Raw genomic sequence first — 17,396 nt, 5'->3', positions numbered from 1 at the left:
TCACAGCGTTACAGTTTCTTGCCTTTTTCCACTGCTTCATCAATGGAACCGACCATATAGAACGCCTGCTCGGGCAGGTGATCGTATTCACCGTCCATGATGCCTTTAAAGCCACGGATAGTGTCTTTCAGGGAAACATATTTGCCCGGCGAACCGGTAAATACTTCGGCAACGAAGAACGGTTGAGACAAGAAACGCTGGATCTTACGTGCGCGGGACACCACCAGTTTGTCATCTTCAGACAATTCGTCCATACCCAGGATGGCGATGATATCTTTCAGCTCTTGATAACGCTGAAGGATGGACTGCACGCCACGGGCCACGTCGTAGTGTTCCTGGCCGACAACCAAAGGGTCCAGCTGACGGCTGGTGGAGTCGAGCGGGTCAACCGCCGGGTAGATACCCAGTGAGGCGATTTGACGGCTCAATACCACGGTGGCGTCAAGGTGGGCGAAGGTGGTCGCCGGCGACGGGTCGGTCAAGTCATCCGCGGGTACGTATACCGCCTGTACCGAGGTGATGGAACCGGTCTTGGTGGAGGTGATGCGTTCTTGCAGCACGCCCATTTCCTCGGCCAGTGTCGGCTGGTAACCTACCGCTGAAGGCATACGGCCCAGCAGCGCGGATACTTCCGTCCCGGCCAGGGTATAACGATAGATATTATCGATAAACAGCAGCACGTCACGGCCTTCATCACGGAATTTCTCCGCCATGGTCAGCCCGGTCAGCGCCACGCGCAAACGGTTTCCCGGCGGCTCGTTCATCTGCCCGTACACCAACGAAACTTTGTCGATAACGTTCGAATCGGTCATTTCGTGGTAGAAGTCGTTCCCTTCGCGGGTACGTTCACCCACGCCGGCAAATACCGAATAACCCGAATGCTCGATGGCGATGTTACGGATAAGCTCCATCATGTTGACGGTTTTACCCACGCCGGCGCCGCCGAACAGGCCGACTTTACCGCCTTTGGCAAACGGGCACATCAGGTCGATAACCTTGATGCCGGTTTCCAGCAATTCCTGCGAGCTGGACAGATCTTCATAGCTCGGCGCCGGACGATGGATGGACCAACGTTCTTCTTCGCCGATTTCGCCTTTCATGTCAACCGGTTCGCCCAGCACGTTCATGATGCGTCCCAGCGTGGCTTTGCCCACCGGCACTTCAATCGAACGTTCAAGGTTGGTCACTTTCAGGCCGCGACGCAAACCGTCCGACGAGCCCATGGCGATGCAACGGACAACGCCGCCGCCTAACTGCTGTTCTACTTCCAGCACCAATTTGGTGGCACCGTTTTCCACTTCAAGGGCGTTGTACACCTTAGGTACAGCATCCTGCGGGAACTCGACGTCGACCACGGCGCCGATAACCTGGATAACATTTCCAGTAGCCATCTTGAATCCTCTACGTAATTCGTAACCCTAAACCTAAACCGCGGCGGCTCCCGAAACGATCTCGGTGAGTTCCTGAGTGATGCTGAATTGGCGAGCCTTATTGTAAACAAGTTGCAACTCTTTGATCAGGTTGCCACCGTTATCCGTTGCGGCTTTCATCGCTACCATTCGCGCGGCCTGTTCGCTGGCCAGGTTTTCAACGACGCCCTGATAAACCTGTGATTCCACATAACGGCGCAACAGGGTATCCAGCAGCGCCTTGGGATCGGGTTCATACAGGTAATCCCAGGTTTTCTTCTTCAGCTCTTCCCCATCTTCCGCGGGCGGCAAGGGCAGGACCTGAAGCAGTTGCGGTACCTGGGACATGGTATTAACGAATTTATTGCTGACAATATAGAGCTTGTCCAGGCGGCCTTCGTCATACGCTTGCAGCATGACTTTAACCGGCCCAATCAGTTCAGACAGCGTGGGGTTATCCCCCATGCCGGTGACCTGGGCAACCACATTGCTGCCGACGGCATTAAAGAAAGACACTGCCTTGGAGCCGATCAGCGCCAGTTCCGTTTCAACGCCTTTTTCACTCCAGCCTTTCATGTCCGTCAGCACTTTTTTGAACAGGTTAATGTTCAGGCCGCCAGCCAGACCACGGTCGGTGGACACCACCAGGTACCCGACGCGCTTAACGTCGCGCTCTTCCAGATAGGGATGTTTGTATTCCAGATTTCCCAAAGCAAGGTGACCAATCACATTACGCATAGTTTCTGCATAAGGACGGCTGGCCGCCATACGCTCCTGCGATTTGCGCATTTTTGATGCGGCAACCATCTCCATCGCTTTGGTGATCTTCTGCGTGTTTTGCACGCTGGCGATCTTAGTACGTATTTCTTTGGCGCTGGCCATCTGTGCTTCTCCTCATGGCGTTATGGCCCGCAATAGCAGGCCACATCGCGTTACCAGGACTGGGTTGCCTTGAAGTTATCGAGGATGCCTTTCAGCTTGCCTTCGATCTCATCGTTGTAAGCGCCGGTCTGGTTGATTTGTTGCATCAAATCGCCTTGTTCACGGTCAACGTAGGCCATCAACGCGGCCTCGAAGTCGCCGACCTTTGCCAGCTCGATGTCTTCCAGGTAACCACGTTCAGCGGCAAACAGAACCAGGGACTGCTGCGACACGGACATTGGAGCATACTGCTTTTGCTTCAGCAGCTCGGTCACTTTCTGGCCGTGATTCAGCTGCTTGCGGGTTGCTTCATCCAGATCGGAGGCGAACTGGGAGAACGCAGCCAGCTCACGGTACTGGGCCAATGCCGTACGAATACCGCCCGACAGTTTTTTCATGATCTTCGTCTGGGCCGCGCCGCCCACACGTGAAACAGAAATACCGGGGTTAACGGCGGGACGAATACCGGCGTTGAACAGGCTTGATTCCAGGAAGATCTGGCCGTCGGTGATGGAAATCACGTTGGTCGGAACAAACGCGGAAACGTCGCCCGCCTGGGTTTCGATGATCGGCAACGCGGTCAGCGAGCCGGTCTTGCCCTTCACTTCACCCTTGGTGAATGCTTCAACGTATTCGGCGTTGACACGCGATGCGCGTTCCAGCAAACGGGAGTGAAGATAGAACACGTCCCCAGGATAGGCTTCACGTCCAGGCGGACGACGAAGCAGCAGGGAAATTTGACGGTATGCCACGGCTTGTTTGGACAAATCATCATAGATGATCAGCGCATCTTCGCCGCGATCGCGGAAATACTCGCCCATCGCGCAGCCTGAATACGGCGCCAGGTACTGCAGGGCGGCGGATTCTGACGCGGTGGCCACCACGACAATGGTATTAGCCAGGGCGCCGTGCTCTTCCAGTTTGCGCACCACGTTCGCGACGGTGGACGCTTTCTGGCCGATGGCCACATAAACGCATTTAACGCCGGATTCGCGCTGATTGATAATCGCATCGATCGCCAGGGCCGATTTACCGGTCTGGCGGTCGCCGATGATCAGCTCGCGCTGGCCACGGCCGATAGGAATCATGGCATCCACGGATTTATAACCGGTCTGTACCGGCTCATCGACGGATTGACGTTCGATAACGCCCGGTGCGATAGCTTCAACGGCGGAAAAACCGTCGTTCTCTACCGGACCTTTACCGTCGATGGGCGCGCCCAGCGTATTGACCACTCGGCCCAACAGGCCACGGCCAACCGGCACTTCCAGGATACGGCCGGTGCACTTGACCTTCATGCCTTCGGCCAGATCTTCATAAGGCCCCATCACCACGGCGCCGACAGAGTCGCGCTCCAGGTTCAGGGCGATGGCGAAACGGTTGCCCGGCAGGGCGATCATTTCACCCTGCATGACTTCAGCCAGGCCATGTACACGGATAATACCGTCGCTTACCGAGACGATAGTACCTTCATTGTGAGCTTCGCTCACTACATTAAACTGAGCAATGCGCTGCTTGATCAGTTCGCTGATTTCGGTGGAATTCAGTTGCATGCTCCAGTCCCCTTAAGACTGCAATACGTCTGTCAGGCGATCCAGACGGCCGCGTACGCTGCCGTCTATGACCATATCACCCGCGCGAATAATCACGCCGGCGATGACAGACTTATCAATTTTGCAATTCAGCTTAACTTTGCGTGACAGACGTTGTTCCATCGCGGCAGTAATTTTCGCCAGTTGCTCGTCTTTTAGCTGGCTTACGGAAATGACTTCCACTTCCACAGTTGATTCGTGCGCGGCGCGCATCTCCATAAACTGTTCCAGCACATCCGGCAAAACCGCCAATCGTCCATTTTCGGCCATGACCTTGATAAGATTTTGGCCCGCCTGGTCGAGTTGATCGCCGCATACCGCGATAAACGTTTCCGACAGTGTTTCTGGTGCGACCGCACCGGATAACAGTTCAGCCATCTGATCGTTGCGGCTGACCTCGGCGGAAAACGACAGCATGGATTGCCATTGTTCAACGCTTTGGTGCTCGACGGCAAAGTCAAAAGCTGCTTTGGCGTAGGGGCGAGCTACAGTTACTAAGTCAGACATCAGCCCCTCCCTCCTTACAGTTCAGCGACCAGTTTATCTATGATGTCGCTGTTGGCAGCTTCATCTACGGAACGTTCGATGATCTTCTCGGCACCCGCTAAAGCCAGCAGCGCGACCTGCTTACGCAGCTCTTCACGAGCCCGTTTGGTTTCGGCCTGAATTTCTGCCTGAGCCTGCGCTACGATTTTGTTACGTTCGTCTTCCGCTTCCGCTTTCGCTTCGTCCATAATCTGAGCTTTGCGCTTGTTGGCTTGCTCGATGATTACCTGGGCTTCGGCTCTGGCCTTCTTCAGTTGATCGGTCGCAGTGGCTTGCGCTATGTCCACCTCTTTTTTAGCCATATCCGCAGAAGCGAGGCCATCAGCAATTTCTTTCTGACGCTTCTCGATGGCAGCGATAAGCGGCGGCCATATGTATTTCATGCAGAACAGGACAAACAGGATGAACGCGATGGCCTGGCCGAGGATTGTTGCGTTAAGATTCACAGCACAATGCCTCTTATAAAGTTAACGGTTTGATGTTGTATTAATTTCACGCCGTGATACACACTACGCTACGGCAAACATCACGTACAGTCCCAGACCAACAGCGATCATGGGGATGGCGTCGACCAGGCCCATAACGATAAAGAACTGAGTACGCAGCAGAGGAATCAGATCCGGCTGACGCGCTGCCCCTTCCAAAAATTTGCCACCCAGGATGCCGATACCGATCGCAGCACCGATTGCCGCCAGACCCATCATCACAGCGGCAGCCATGTACAGCAGATCGAGATTCAGGTTTTCCATGACAGTCTCCAGTTTGTTTCAGATTAAACGCAACAGTATTGTAAAAACATCAGTGTTCTTCGGACGCCATCGCAAGATAGACAATCGTCAGCACCATAAAGATAAAGGCTTGCAACGTGATGATCAGTATGTGGAAAATGGCCCATGGCACATTCAGGATCCACTGCGACCACCACGGTAACAGACCGGCAATCAGAATGAAGATCAACTCACCCGCATACATATTGCCGAACAACCGAAGGCCTAAGGAAACTGGTTTGGACAGTAAGCTCACGCCTTCGAGAATCAGGTTGATGGGTATAAACGCCCAATGGTTAAACGGCTGCATGGTGAGTTCTTTGACAAAACCACCGATTCCCTTCATCCGCACGCTATAGATAAGAATGAGGATAAACACTCCCAACGCCATGGATATGGTGATATTCACGTCGGCGGACGGCACTACGCGCAGCGCGGGCAATCCCATATAACGCTCGGCGATGGTCGGTAGCAAATCGATTGGCAGCAAATCCATCAGGTTCATCAGGAAAACCCAGACGAAGATGGTTAACGCCAGAGGCGCGATAAGCTTGCTCTTACCGTGGAACATATCCCGCACGCTGCCGTCGACAAAGCCGATAATCAGTTCAACCGCGGTCTGCAGTTTACCGGGAACGCCGCTGGTCGCCCCTTTGGCGACGCGGGAGAAAATCGTAATGAAAATCACGCCGAGCAGCACGGAAAAGAACATGGAGTCAATGTTCAACGTCCAGAATGTTGCCGGGCCGCTATGGGGATTAACCAGTTCAAAGGTACGCAGGTCCAGCTGAAGGTTCTTCAGGTGGTGGCCTATGTATTCCTGTGGAGTAGAGATTTCTCCTGATGCAGACATGATGCCTCTTACCCTTTGTTGTTAATTACGGCCGGTGCCAAAATCTGCACAATCAGCACCGATAAATAGGTCAGGCCCAATGGAACAAACGCGGCCCTGAACATCCCAAGCGCTACGATAAGCAAGGCTATGGTAGCGACGACCTTGAGCGCCTCTCCGATGGCAAAAGACCAGGCAACACGTCCCGCGGCCGGAACTTTTACCTGATGGCACCAGGTAAACAGCACAAAAAACACGTTCGGCAGCCAGGCCGCCAACCCACCGCCAACGGCGGATACGCCCCACTGCGGGCTGCGCAAGGCAAACAGCGCGCCGAACACAAGCAAGCTCAATAACTGGATAAACAACACTTTGCCAGCAACTTTTCCACTGTAGAGGGATAAGGACATAAATTCACTTCCCCCATGCCTGTTCCGGTCGAGCCGAAGGTGTATAAAACTGCCTTTAGCGCGATGAGTCAAGTACCGAAAAACGTGCAAATTATACGGGTAGACACTACGAATTCAATGCATAAGTAGCGAAAAGGTGAACAATAATTTAAATTCCCTCGTTTTAGCCGTTTTTCCCGCCAAAGCGCGGGAATGATACCATGCATAACTTTATACTGCTTGAGCAATTATTGCTTACGAAACTGTGCGTCTGATCACGTTATACGACGCTATTATTTTTGCCGCGCCGGCGTAAATTTCCCGCCCGGTATAAAAATAACTATAAAAAATAACAATAAATCAAATAGTTATATATTACACCATTAAAAACAGACCTTATATCGCGCCAATCGGGCCTGGCGGAGGTTACGCGGCTTATTTTCCGGCAAACCCGCCGGTAATATCACTGACATTTTTGGACACATATATTTTACTAAGTGACTATTAGTCTTAGAACTAAATTATCACCATGCTATAATGATAATAAAATGTAAAAATCAAGTAACCGAAATTTGAAATCATAGCCCCGTTGAATTTATCGGCCCGGTAAAGACAGCGATTATTCTATTCAATGTTTTATTGATAAAAAACAAATTTAACGTGTCTTGATGACAACTAAATGCCGCTCGCCCTGCAATTGCGGAACGGCCAGCGTAATTACCGACTCCACCTCGAATTTTTCCGGCAACGCGGCCAGCTCTTCCAACGGCGCCACGCCTTTCAGCGCGTAGAAACGCCCGTCAGGCATCGCGGGCAGATGGTGACACCACGACAGCATATCGTTAACAGAGGCGAAGGCGCGGCTGATAACGCCGTCAAAACCGACGGCGGGAACGTACTCCTCCACCCTGCTCTGCACAGGTTCGATATTGTCGAGCCGCAGTTCATGCTGTACCTGGCGCAGGAAGCGAATACGCTTGCCCAGGCTGTCGAGCAATGTGAAGCGGGAATCGGGGCGGACTATCGCCAGCGGAATCCCGGGCAGGCCGGCGCCGGTGCCCACATCGATAAAGCACTGCCCGCGCAGGTGTGGATTGACCACGATACTGTCCATGATATGGCGGATCAGCATTTGCGCCGGATCGCGCACCGACGTCAGGTTATAGGCCTGGTTCCATTTGTCCAGCAGCAGGACGTAGCGCACCAATTGCTGCTTTTGCCCGTCGGAAAGCGCAATCCCGGCGGCGTTGAGTAATACATCAAGTTTGCCCAGCATGGCGGGATCCTTAAATAATGCGGCGTGGCGCCAACCATTGCCGGTCAATGGCGCCAGGGGGGTGAAGGGTATTATGGCGCTGCCGCCGGTATGTCCGACGGCGTGAGTCAGGCACTGCGGCGCAATATTCCCTGCTTTTTCAGCCAGACCAGCAAAATGGAGATGGCCGCCGGCGTGATGCCTGAAATACGCGATGCCTGCCCGATGGAATTCGGTTTGTGATCGTTAAGCTTGGCGATCGCTTCGTTGGACAAGCCCGACACCTGCCCGTAGTCCAGCTCAACCGGCAGCAAGGTATTTTCATTACGCGACTGGCGGTCGATCTCTTCCTGCTGACGGGTGATATATCCTGCGTATTTAATCTGGATTTCCACCTGTTCTGCCGCCCGTGGATCCGCCAGCGCAGGAGCGAACATCGGCAGTCCGGTCAGGATGTCGTAAGTCATCTCCGGGCGCCTGAGCAGCTCTTCGCCGCTGGCTTCACGTGATAACGGCGCCTTGAGCAGCAGGTTGATCTGTTCGACCTCGGCGGTGCGGGGATTGACCCAGACGTCGCGCAGGCGCTGGCGTTCGCGTTCTATGCTATCCAGCTTTTCGCTGAACCGCGCCCAACGCTCATCGTCCACCAGCCCCAGTTGCCGACCGGTTTCGGTCAGGCGCAAATCCGCGTTGTCCTCGCGCAGCAGCAGCCGGTATTCGGCGCGCGAGGTAAACATGCGATAGGGTTCCTTGGTGCCGAGGGTACAGAGATCGTCCACCAGCACGCCCAGGTAAGCCTGATCGCGGCGCGGCGACCATCCGTCCAGGTCGTTGGCCAGCCGGCCCGCGTTGATGCCCGCCAGCATGCCCTGGGCGGCGGCTTCCTCGTAACCGGTGGTGCCGTTGATCTGGCCGGCGAAGAACAGGCCGGCGATATATTTGCTCTCAAGCGTTGGCTTTAAATCACGCGGATCAAAAAAGTCATACTCAATGGCATAGCCGGGACGGACGATGCCGGCGTTTTCCAGCCCTTTCATCGAATGCACTATTTTCATCTGCACGTCGAACGGCAGGCTGGTCGAAATGCCGTTGGGATAAACCTCGTTGCTGGTCAGCCCTTCCGGTTCCAGGAAGATCTGATGCGAGTCGCGATCGGCAAAACGCATCACCTTGTCTTCAATGGAAGGACAGTAGCGCGGCCCCACCCCTTCGATGACGCCGGCGTACATCGGGCTGCGATCCAGGTTCTGCCGTATCACCTCATGGGTTCGCTCATTGGTGTAAGTGATATAACAAGGCACCTGCCGGGGGTGCTGATCAACCGAACCCATAAACGAGAATACCGGTAACGGCACATCGCCCTGCTGGGTCGCCAACTGGCTGAAGTCGATGGTTCTGGCGTCCAGGCGCGGCGGGGTGCCGGTTTTCAGGCGCTTGACCCGGAACGGTAGCTCGCGCAGGCGTTTGGACAATGAGATCGACGGCGGATCCCCGGCCCGGCCTCCGCTGTAATGATCCATGCCGATATGGATCTTGCCGTCCAGGAAGGTACCGACGGTCAATACCACCGATTTGGCCCTGAATTTTAATCCCATCTGGGTCACGGCTCCGACCACCCGATCGTTTTCGACGATAAGATCTTCCACCGCCTGCTGGAAGATCATTAGGTTGGACTGGTTCTCCAGCGCGGTGCGTATCGCCAGGCGATACAGTAGCCTATCGGCCTGGGCGCGCGTAGCCCGCACCGCCGGTCCTTTGCTCGCGTTTAGTATCCTAAACTGAATGCCCGCCTGGTCGATCGCCTTGGCCATCAGGCCGCCCATGGCATCAATTTCCTTGACCAAATGGCCTTTACCGATCCCGCCAATTGCTGGATTACAGGACATTTGTCCAAGCGTATCAATATTATGCGTCAACAGCAGGGTTTTGCACCCCATTCTGGCTGACGCCATGGCCGCTTCCGTACCGGCATGGCCGCCACCAATGATGATGACGTCAAATTGATCGGGATAAAACATGGTAAATACACCTCGCTTGGGGCGAACGATCGTCAAGGGGCCGTTGGGAAATTGGATTCTACTCAACTTTGCGAGTGAAACAAGCCCCGGGGATCCGCTGGTAATTAAAGAAAGATCTTTTTATTTAAAGATCTCTTTATTATGTCTACTACTAGGATCGCGATCCTCTGTGGATAAGCCTTTAAATGCTTGCTAAAACAGATCGTTGCTGACGATCCTTTGCTGTGAATGATCGGTGATCCCATCCGGTATAAGCTGGGATCAAGATCGGCACTTATCCACTGATTGAAAAACGAACAAGGGTTATACAGTGGATAAGTACCGGTTATGGGCGGGTTTTAAGCAGACTTATACACAATGATTAGGCGATCTTTTTTTAAATTATATAAACCCGATCCAGCTTTTGGCCCATTCTTCCGCCGGATCCTCCGGAATTTCATGTTGGGTGATGTCGATCTTTAATATCTCACCGATCCGTAACGCGCCAAGCGCGATCATTTGACGATCGATAGCATCGATCGCGCCGCAGAAGGTGTCGTATTCGCTGCTGCCAATGCCGATCGCGCCGAATTTCACCTTGGAAAGAGACGGTTGATCCGCGTCCATCTGTTCAAACAGCGGTTGCAGGTTATCCGGTAAATCGCCGGCGCCATGCGTCGAGGAAACGATCAGCCACAATCCTTCCAGAGTCATTTCCTCCAGTTCGGGACCGTGCAGCACATTGGTGGTAAACCCCTGATTTTCAAGAATACCGGCCAGATGTTCTGCCACGTATTCGGCGCTGCCCAGGGTACTGCCACTGATGATCGTTATGTCGGCCATAATCTTTCCGTCTGATTGAAGAGCCGATATTGTACGCTGTGTATCGCCTGGGATCTACCTGTGGATAATAGGGGTATAAGAATTTGCTGTCAGGGGACGATCGTGCGGCTGATGGGGTTTTGCAGCGAGATCAGCGTCTCCGTGGACTGGATTTCATCTATGGTCTGGATCTTGTTGATAAGTACTTCCTGCAGGGCATCGATAGAGCGGCACATGACTTTGATAAAGATGCTGTAGTGGCCGGTGGTGTAATAGGCTTCCACTACTTCCTCCAGGGCATCGAGCTTTTTCAGCGCCGACGGATAGTCCTTGGCGCTCTTCAGGATGATGCCGATAAAACAACATACGTCATAACCCAGATGCTTCGCGCTGACGTCTATCCGGGCGCCGGTGATAATGCCCGCCAGCTTCATTTTCTCCACCCGCACGTGAATGGTGCCGGCGCTGACCGCTAATTGCTTGGCCAGCTCGGCATAAGCGGTACGGGCATTGGCCATCAACGCCTGCAATATGGCGCGATCGAGACTATCTATCTGATAAGTTTCCGGCATTGTTTCCTCTTTATTGATAATAAGCGCCCGCCGGGCCGCGGGAAACGGCGGGCAAAAGGCCTTCAGTCCCGACGGTGCCAGCGCCGTGACAAACGACTTTTCAGGCTGGTATCGAATCGCCAGATATGATCGAATATTTTCAGGATACCCGGTTTTCCCAGTGACGACAGGGCGACGGCATGGAAACGCTGAAGCTGTTGCCGTTGTTTTTGCTTTATACGGGCGACCAGTTCATCCGGTAATCGCTGGGCGATAAAATCCGAAATCACCACCGCGTCCGCGTCCCGCCACTCCGGCGTCGCCAACCGATCGGCCAGGGCGCTGATGCAGGCGCTTAAATCGGTGCCGCCGCTAAAGCGCTGGCTGAGAAAACGGATAGCCTGTTCCAAGCCGGACAGGGCACTCAGCTCATAGCTGACCATGCCGGTGGAGAACAACGTTATATAACAGCGGCGGTTATCCGCCAGCGCAATACGCATCAGCGCCAGGCAAAAAGCTTTCGCGCACTGCTCGTTAAAGCCGCCCATCGAACCGGAGGTATCGACGCAAACGATAAAGGGTCCCCGGGGCTGGGGTTGCCGCAGCCGCTCCTGCGCCGACTGTTTTACCTCCCGCTCCCGCCAGCCCTCGCCCTGCAGGCGATAGGTCAGCAAACGCTTCTCCAGCAACCGGCGGTAAAATTCATACTCCAGCTCGTCTATCCCCAAGGTGGCCAGTTCGGTAGGCAGCAAACGCAGCAGATCGTCACTCTGATGGATTCCGCTGACTTCTTCCGGCTGCACCATAGGTTCCCGGATGCGCAGCCGGATCCACTGCTGCGGCGCCTGAGGGGCGGCGGCGGCATGGGATTCGCTGCTGCGCCCCAATTGATCGGCCAGTTGGCGCAGTTCCGGCTGCTGGCGTAAAAACTCACCGTAATGTACTAACTGCCGGTAATCCTGCTGTTGCCTTTGCGCGGCGGTCATATCCCACAACCGGCCGGCGGACGTTTCGTTTTCCGCCATCACGGGGGCCAGCGCGCCGCTTGCCGCCAGCTGCTGCGCGAGCTCGTCCAGCAACTGTTCCCGTTCCTTATCCAACAGTTGATGATGCAGGGTAACCGACCGCAGCGTCAGGTTAATACGCCAGCGCTGCAAAAACAGCGGTTGAAAGCTTTCCTCCGGTCGGGCGTGCGCAAAGGTTGCGGCCTGTACCAGGCTGCCGGCTTCCGGATAAAAGGGCGAGGATATCTGCTCCAGGCGCGCAAGCGTTGGGGCAAGGGCGGTCCTGAACTCTCCGGGCGATAACAGCTGGCATTCCTGGAACAGGTAAAACTCCGTTGCCAGGTCAGGCGAAACCCGGGTCTCGATTAACATCCGCTCCAGGCGTTGCCGGATAACCGGCATTCGTTTAAGCAGGGCCTGCTTGAACAGCGGGTATTTTTCCAGGAAAACGGCCAACTGCGGGCTAGCCAGCAGCGTCAGGACAAAATCATCCAGCAGCTCGCCTTCATTAATCGATAAAAATAAATCCAGAGTGCTTAAGGCCAGCACGGTGAATTAACCCGGCCTGGCTTGCTGAAGCTGGCGTGAAACCTCCAGCAGGCTTTGTTCGATTTTCGCTACCCACTCCTGCGGGATAAACAGGCAGCCATGCTGTGCGCTGAACCGGGCACGCTGCTGGTGATACTGTCGCTCCACGGCGGCCAAGGTTTCCTGGAGCTCCGGCGGCAGCTCCGCGGGCGGCTGTTGCCCCTGCGGCGCCAACAACGAAGCTTGCCGGCTGATATCCAATATTTCCAGCTGCCGTTCGGCGTTAATACGCACCTCCAGCGGCTGGGCAAAACCTATGTTATTCAACCGGCCCTTTAACGGCGTATCCTTAAGCAGCCATTGTTGCAGAGCCTCGCGCTCGACGGTGATATGAGTCACCTGGATATCGTGCAGCATCAGCGGCGTTTGCAGCGCCAGCCGCAGGATATGATCGGACATAACATCAGGCAGGGAATAGACCGGCTTACGATTCATCAGCCCTTTACGCGACTCAAAGGTTAGGGCCTGCAGCTGGTTTCGCCGGCGATAATGAGCCAGTTTTTCCCGCTCGATATCCTGGATCCGCAGCAGCATGGCCTGTTGTTGATAGCCCTGCTCGATAAGCAATAGTTCGACCTGGTGTTCCACCAACTGGAGACTGTCCGGATCGTGCCACAGGCAATCCTTTAACAGGATGATGTCTATCGGCGCGATGGCCGGCCTGTCGCTGAAAAACGCGCTGGCCTGAAGCAGGCGCAAGGCTTTTTTCCAACGCCGGTCGGAAACATAGGGCGCTTCCGGCAAGGCATCCAGCCGCTGGCGCAGCTGATAAATTAATTCAAAGCATTCCGTCGGCAAGGTGATGCGGTCTATTTTCGGCTGCCACGCCTGATACTCTTCATCGGTAACGCCCAGGCCTTCGGGAAACCTATGTTCCGCGCCGTCGGCCGTATGGATCAGCAGCGCGTGAAAATTAGCTTTCTCTTTCACCTTATGCAGCCACAAACGGATCAGCATCCGGTCATACAGCGCTTCCAGACCGCTGTCGTCGTCCGGCAATTCATTAGAGGCGGTTATCAGCAAACGCATCGGCAGTACCTGTTCGGTATCGCCGTTGCGAAAGCGTCGTTCATTGATGGCCGTCAGCAGGGTATTCAAAATCGCCGGCCCGGCTTTCCAGATTTCATCCAGGAAGACAATTTCCGCCTCCGGCAGGTAGCCCTTGGTCAGGCGGTGGTAACGTCCATCCTCTTTCAGGGCCTGGATGGACAGGGGGCCGAAGACTTCTTCCGGGGTGGAAAAACGCGTCATCAGGTAATCAAAGGCGCGTGCATGGCTGAACGCCAATTTAAGGCGCCGCGCGATAAGGCTTTTGGCAATCCCCGGCGGGCCCAATAAAAATACGCTCTCGCCGCATAATGCCGCCAGCAGGCACAGGCGCACGGTATGCTGCCGTTCGTACAGCCCGCTTTCCAACGCGCTGCTCAGGCGATAGATTCTCTCAACCAGCAGGGATGAATGAGCCATAATAAATGTCTAATCCTGAATAATCATGATGACGCAACAATAAACTACCGCTTTTTATAATGATAGGGCTGAAAACAGGCGGGGAGCAGTCGTTTTTCTTCCCAACGGGCTGATATTGACGTGAAGAAAGATGATATTAGATTAGGTATTCTGCTAGTTTCATGCATACTGTGCGCTTTTTGATGAGCTATGAATCCAGCCCACCAAACGCTACGGATACACTACAGCGCGAAGAGGTTATGAGCAGAGAGAACAAGCAATCCCTATCGGCGGTAACATTGGCCGCCATCGGCGTGGTTTATGGAGATATCGGCACCAGTCCTCTATATACCCTGAGAGAATGCCTGGCAGGGCACTATGGCTTCGGCGTTGAACGTGGAGCGGTGCTTGGCTTCCTTTCGTTAATCTTCTGGCTACTGATCCTCATTGTTTCATTTAAATATCTGTCTTTCGTTATGCGTGCGGACAACGCCGGGGAAGGCGGGATATTAACGCTGATGTCGCTGGCCGGCAGGAATACGTCCGCGCGCATGACCTCGGTGCTGGTGATCATGGGACTTATCGGCGGCAGCTTTTTTTACGGCGAGGTCGTGATTACGCCGGCCATCTCGGTACTGTCGGCCATCGAAGGGCTGCAAATCGCCGCGCCGTCGCTTGATGCCTATATTGTTCCCTTATCTATCTCCGTGCTGACGCTACTGTTCCTTATCCAGAAAAAAGGCACCGGCGGGATTGGCAAACTGTTCGCACCGGTCATGGTGGTGTGGTTCCTGACGCTGGCGGTGTTGGGCGTGCGCGGCATCATGGCCAATCCGGAAGTGCTGTACGCCCTCAATCCCCAGTGGGCGGTAAACTTTTTTTTCCAATATAAAACCATCTCATTTTTTGCCCTTGGCGCGGTGGTGCTTTCCATTACCGGCGTAGAGGCGCTGTATGCCGATATGGGGCATTTTGGTAAGCTGCCAATCCGTATTGCGTGGTTCAGCGCGGTCCTGCCTTCTCTGGTACTAAACTATTTTGGCCAGGGCGCTCTATTGCTTAAATACCCCGCGGCCATCAAGAACCCCTTCTTTTTACTGGCGCCGGACTGGGCGCTGATCCCGTTATTGATATTGGCGACACTTGCCACGGTGATTGCTTCGCAGGCGGTGATTTCCGGCGTCTTTTCCTTGACCAGGCAAGCGGTGCGCCTGGGTTATCTGCCGCCGATGCGCATCGTCCATACCTCCGAGATGGAATCCGGCCAGATCTATATCCCCTTTATCAACTGGCTGCTGTATGTTGCCGTGGTGCTGGTGATCATGAGCTTCGAGCACTCCAGCAACCTGGCGGCGGCGTACGGTATTGCCGTGACCGGCACCATGGTGCTGACCAGCATCCTGTCCTGTACCGTCGCCATGAAAAACTGGCACTGGAATCGTTTTGTTGTGCTGGTCTTGCTGCTGCTGCTGCTGGCGATGGATATTCCGATGTTCGCCGCCAACGCCCTCAAGATTTTCTCCGGCGGCTGGCTGCCCCTGCTGCTGGGTTTCCTGATGTTTATCGTGATGACCACCTGGAAGAGCGAAAGATTCCGGCTGCTGCGCAGGATGCATGAGCACGGCAACTCCCTGGAGGCGCTGATCGCCTCGCTGGAAAAATCGCCGCCGGTCAGGGTATCGGGCACGGCGGTATTTATGTCGCGGGCGATGAATGTGATCCCTTTTGCGCTGCTGCATAATCTCAAGCACAACAAGGTATTGCACGAACGCGTGGTGCTGCTGACGCTGCGCACCGAGGATGCGCCGTTTGTGCACAACGTGCGACGCGTGACCATCGAACAGCTTTCGCCGACGTTCTGGCGGGTGGTGGCCAGCTACGGCTTTAAAGAAACGCCGGATATGGAGGAAATATTCCATCGCTGCGGCCTGGAAGGGCTTTCGTGCCGGATGATGGAAACCTCCTTCTTTATGTCCCACGAATCGCTGATCCTGGGTAAACGCCCCTGGTATCTGCTGGTGCGGGGCAAGCTGTTTATTGCCTTAAGCCGTAACGCCCTGCGCGCGCCCGACCAATACCTGATTCCGCCTAACCGGGTGATCGAACTGGGTACCCAGGTGGAAATCTGATTCATGACGAGGCCTGCTTCCTGGATTACAGGGAATCATCGGGGCGGGCCGCCCGTTAACGGCGGCGACCGGTCCGGACGCTGTTCTCTCCCGCCCTTGATTAATCGTTCCCGGCCAGCAGCCGCTGGCAGGCCGCAAACGCCTCTTTTGAATCGGATGCCAGGATGGCGTCTACGATAGCCTGGTGCGGATCGGATTTTACCGTTTCGTCGCTGACAATGGCGCGAAAATAATTCTGATAGATGGAACTGAACAGATTGGCGAAGGATGACAGAAACGGATTGCCGCTTATCTCATAGATATGCCGGTGAAACCGGGCATCGACGGTTATCCAGCGTTCACGGTCAAAATGCACGTGCAGCAGCTGCATCTCCTCCATCAGCATGACCAGCCTATGCTTTTCGTCGTAGGTGGCATTCACCGCCGCCAGCGCGCAGGCCTGAGGTTCCAGGCTGGTGCGCATCACCAGGAAGTGTTTCATCACGCCATCAAAATTCTCGCGGGTGACCCACCAGCTCAGCAGTTCTTGATCCAGGAAATTCCACTGATGCCGCGGCAATATGCGGGTGCCGATACGCGGCCTGGGTAGGAGCATGCCTTTGGCCGCCAATATCTTTACCGCTTCCCTGACCGCGGTACGGCTGACGCCAAACAGGTCCCCCAGCTCGATTTCGCCCGGCAGGATGTCGCCGGCGGCATATTCCCCCGCCAGGATGCGTTGCCCCAACTTCTCGGCCAGAAGATAGGAAAGGTTTCGTTGTGCGGCTTGTTGTTGCGGTGTCAAATGCATCGCGGCCCGTCCATGCTGTTTTGAATGTACCTATATTATGCCTGCGAGCGGCCATGTGGCGGTGTAAATGTCGTAAATGCAGCCGCGATCCCTGAATTTAGTCAACATTTGTTGAAAAATAAACCGATCGGCTTGTTTTTACCAATTAAGCCTTGTCAGACTGAGGAAAGTCCCTATAATGCGCCTCCACTGACCGGGAACAAACGCTAACGCGATGCCGGATCGGGAAGGGAACAGCGCCCCGTCCGGGCAAATAAAAGCTTGACTCTTCAGCGGGAAAACGTAATATACGCAACCCGCGCCAGGTGAGATTTACGCACGCTGGCCATGCTCTTTAACAATTTATCAGACAATCTGT

16 protein-coding genes are annotated in these 17,396 nt (G+C 54.7%); 1 reads left to right on the top strand and 15 read right to left on the bottom strand.

From position 1 onward, the window contains the following. Positions 1–8: 8 nt before the first annotated feature. The 14 genes from atpD to ravA all read right to left on the bottom strand — a co-directional run bounded on the left by atpD (position 9) and on the right by ravA (position 14,140). On the bottom strand, positions 9–1,391 hold the full coding sequence (atpD, locus tag GRH90_RS22965; protein WP_162368311.1) for a F0F1 ATP synthase subunit beta: 1,383 nt from the start codon (positions 1,389–1,391) through the stop codon (positions 9–11). A gap of 33 nt (positions 1,392–1,424) precedes the next feature. After that, on the bottom strand, positions 1,425–2,291 hold the full coding sequence (gene atpG, locus GRH90_RS22960; RefSeq protein ID WP_162368310.1) for a F0F1 ATP synthase subunit gamma: 867 nt from the start codon (positions 2,289–2,291) through the stop codon (positions 1,425–1,427). A gap of 50 nt (positions 2,292–2,341) precedes the next feature. Further along, the gene (gene atpA / locus GRH90_RS22955; RefSeq protein WP_162368309.1) at positions 2,342–3,883 is read right to left on the bottom strand and encodes a F0F1 ATP synthase subunit alpha; all 1,542 of its coding nucleotides are present in this window, start codon (positions 3,881–3,883) and stop codon (positions 2,342–2,344) included. A 12-nt stretch (positions 3,884–3,895) separates the two neighbouring features. Continuing rightward, a complete protein-coding gene (atpH, locus tag GRH90_RS22950; RefSeq protein ID WP_162368308.1) occupies positions 3,896–4,429 on the bottom strand; it encodes a F0F1 ATP synthase subunit delta in 534 nt (177 codons plus the stop codon). A 14-nt stretch (positions 4,430–4,443) separates the two neighbouring features. Further along, on the bottom strand, positions 4,444–4,914 hold the full coding sequence (gene atpF, locus GRH90_RS22945; protein WP_162368307.1) for a F0F1 ATP synthase subunit B: 471 nt from the start codon (positions 4,912–4,914) through the stop codon (positions 4,444–4,446). Between the two features lie 63 nt (positions 4,915–4,977). Further along, positions 4,978–5,217 carry a F0F1 ATP synthase subunit C gene (atpE, locus tag GRH90_RS22940; RefSeq protein WP_132924133.1) on the bottom strand — a complete coding sequence of 80 codons (240 nt, stop codon included), beginning with the start codon at positions 5,215–5,217 and terminating at the stop codon, positions 4,978–4,980. A 49-nt stretch (positions 5,218–5,266) separates the two neighbouring features. Continuing rightward, a complete protein-coding gene (gene atpB, locus GRH90_RS22935) occupies positions 5,267–6,088 on the bottom strand; it encodes a F0F1 ATP synthase subunit A (protein WP_162368306.1) in 822 nt (273 codons plus the stop codon). An 8-nt stretch (positions 6,089–6,096) separates the two neighbouring features. Further along, positions 6,097–6,477 (bottom strand): F0F1 ATP synthase subunit I, encoded by a 381-nt coding sequence (gene atpI / locus GRH90_RS22930; protein ID WP_162368305.1) that lies wholly within the window; start codon positions 6,475–6,477, stop codon positions 6,097–6,099. 634 nt (positions 6,478–7,111) lie between these two features. Next, positions 7,112–7,732: a 16S rRNA (guanine(527)-N(7))-methyltransferase RsmG gene (rsmG, locus tag GRH90_RS22925; protein WP_162368304.1), complete on the bottom strand. Its 621-nt coding sequence runs from the start codon at positions 7,730–7,732 to the stop codon at positions 7,112–7,114. A 107-nt stretch (positions 7,733–7,839) separates the two neighbouring features. After that, on the bottom strand, positions 7,840–9,729 hold the full coding sequence (gene mnmG / locus GRH90_RS22920) for a tRNA uridine-5-carboxymethylaminomethyl(34) synthesis enzyme MnmG (protein WP_162368303.1): 1,890 nt from the start codon (positions 9,727–9,729) through the stop codon (positions 7,840–7,842). 381 nt (positions 9,730–10,110) lie between these two features. Then, positions 10,111–10,551, bottom strand: a complete 441-nt coding sequence (gene mioC / locus GRH90_RS22915; protein ID WP_162368302.1) for an FMN-binding protein MioC — start codon at positions 10,549–10,551, stop codon at positions 10,111–10,113. Between the two features lie 89 nt (positions 10,552–10,640). Beyond that, positions 10,641–11,102 (bottom strand): transcriptional regulator AsnC, encoded by a 462-nt coding sequence (gene asnC / locus GRH90_RS22910; protein ID WP_162368301.1) that lies wholly within the window; start codon positions 11,100–11,102, stop codon positions 10,641–10,643. A gap of 62 nt (positions 11,103–11,164) precedes the next feature. After that, positions 11,165–12,634: an ATPase RavA stimulator ViaA gene (gene viaA / locus GRH90_RS22905; protein WP_162368300.1), complete on the bottom strand. Its 1,470-nt coding sequence runs from the start codon at positions 12,632–12,634 to the stop codon at positions 11,165–11,167. Positions 12,635–12,640: 6 nt separating this feature from the next. Next, a complete protein-coding gene (gene ravA, locus GRH90_RS22900; RefSeq protein ID WP_162368299.1) occupies positions 12,641–14,140 on the bottom strand; it encodes an ATPase RavA in 1,500 nt (499 codons plus the stop codon). A 239-nt stretch (positions 14,141–14,379) separates the two neighbouring features. Between ravA and kup the strand changes: the two genes are divergently transcribed. Beyond that, complete coding sequence (gene kup / locus GRH90_RS22895) at positions 14,380–16,248, top strand: low affinity potassium transporter Kup (protein ID WP_162368298.1); 1,869 nt, start codon at positions 14,380–14,382, stop codon at positions 16,246–16,248. Positions 16,249–16,348: 100 nt separating this feature from the next. Here the strand turns inward: kup and GRH90_RS22890 are convergent, their stop codons facing one another. Beyond that, positions 16,349–17,038: a FadR/GntR family transcriptional regulator gene (locus tag GRH90_RS22890; protein WP_162368297.1), complete on the bottom strand. Its 690-nt coding sequence runs from the start codon at positions 17,036–17,038 to the stop codon at positions 16,349–16,351. Between the last annotated feature and the right edge of the window lie 358 nt (positions 17,039–17,396).

This window comes from Acerihabitans arboris, assembly GCF_010131535.1.
GTDB lineage: Bacteria > Pseudomonadota > Gammaproteobacteria > Enterobacterales > Enterobacteriaceae > Acerihabitans > Acerihabitans arboris.
Note: the sequence above shows the minus strand (reverse complement) of the source record. Positions and strands in the feature narration are given on the sequence as shown.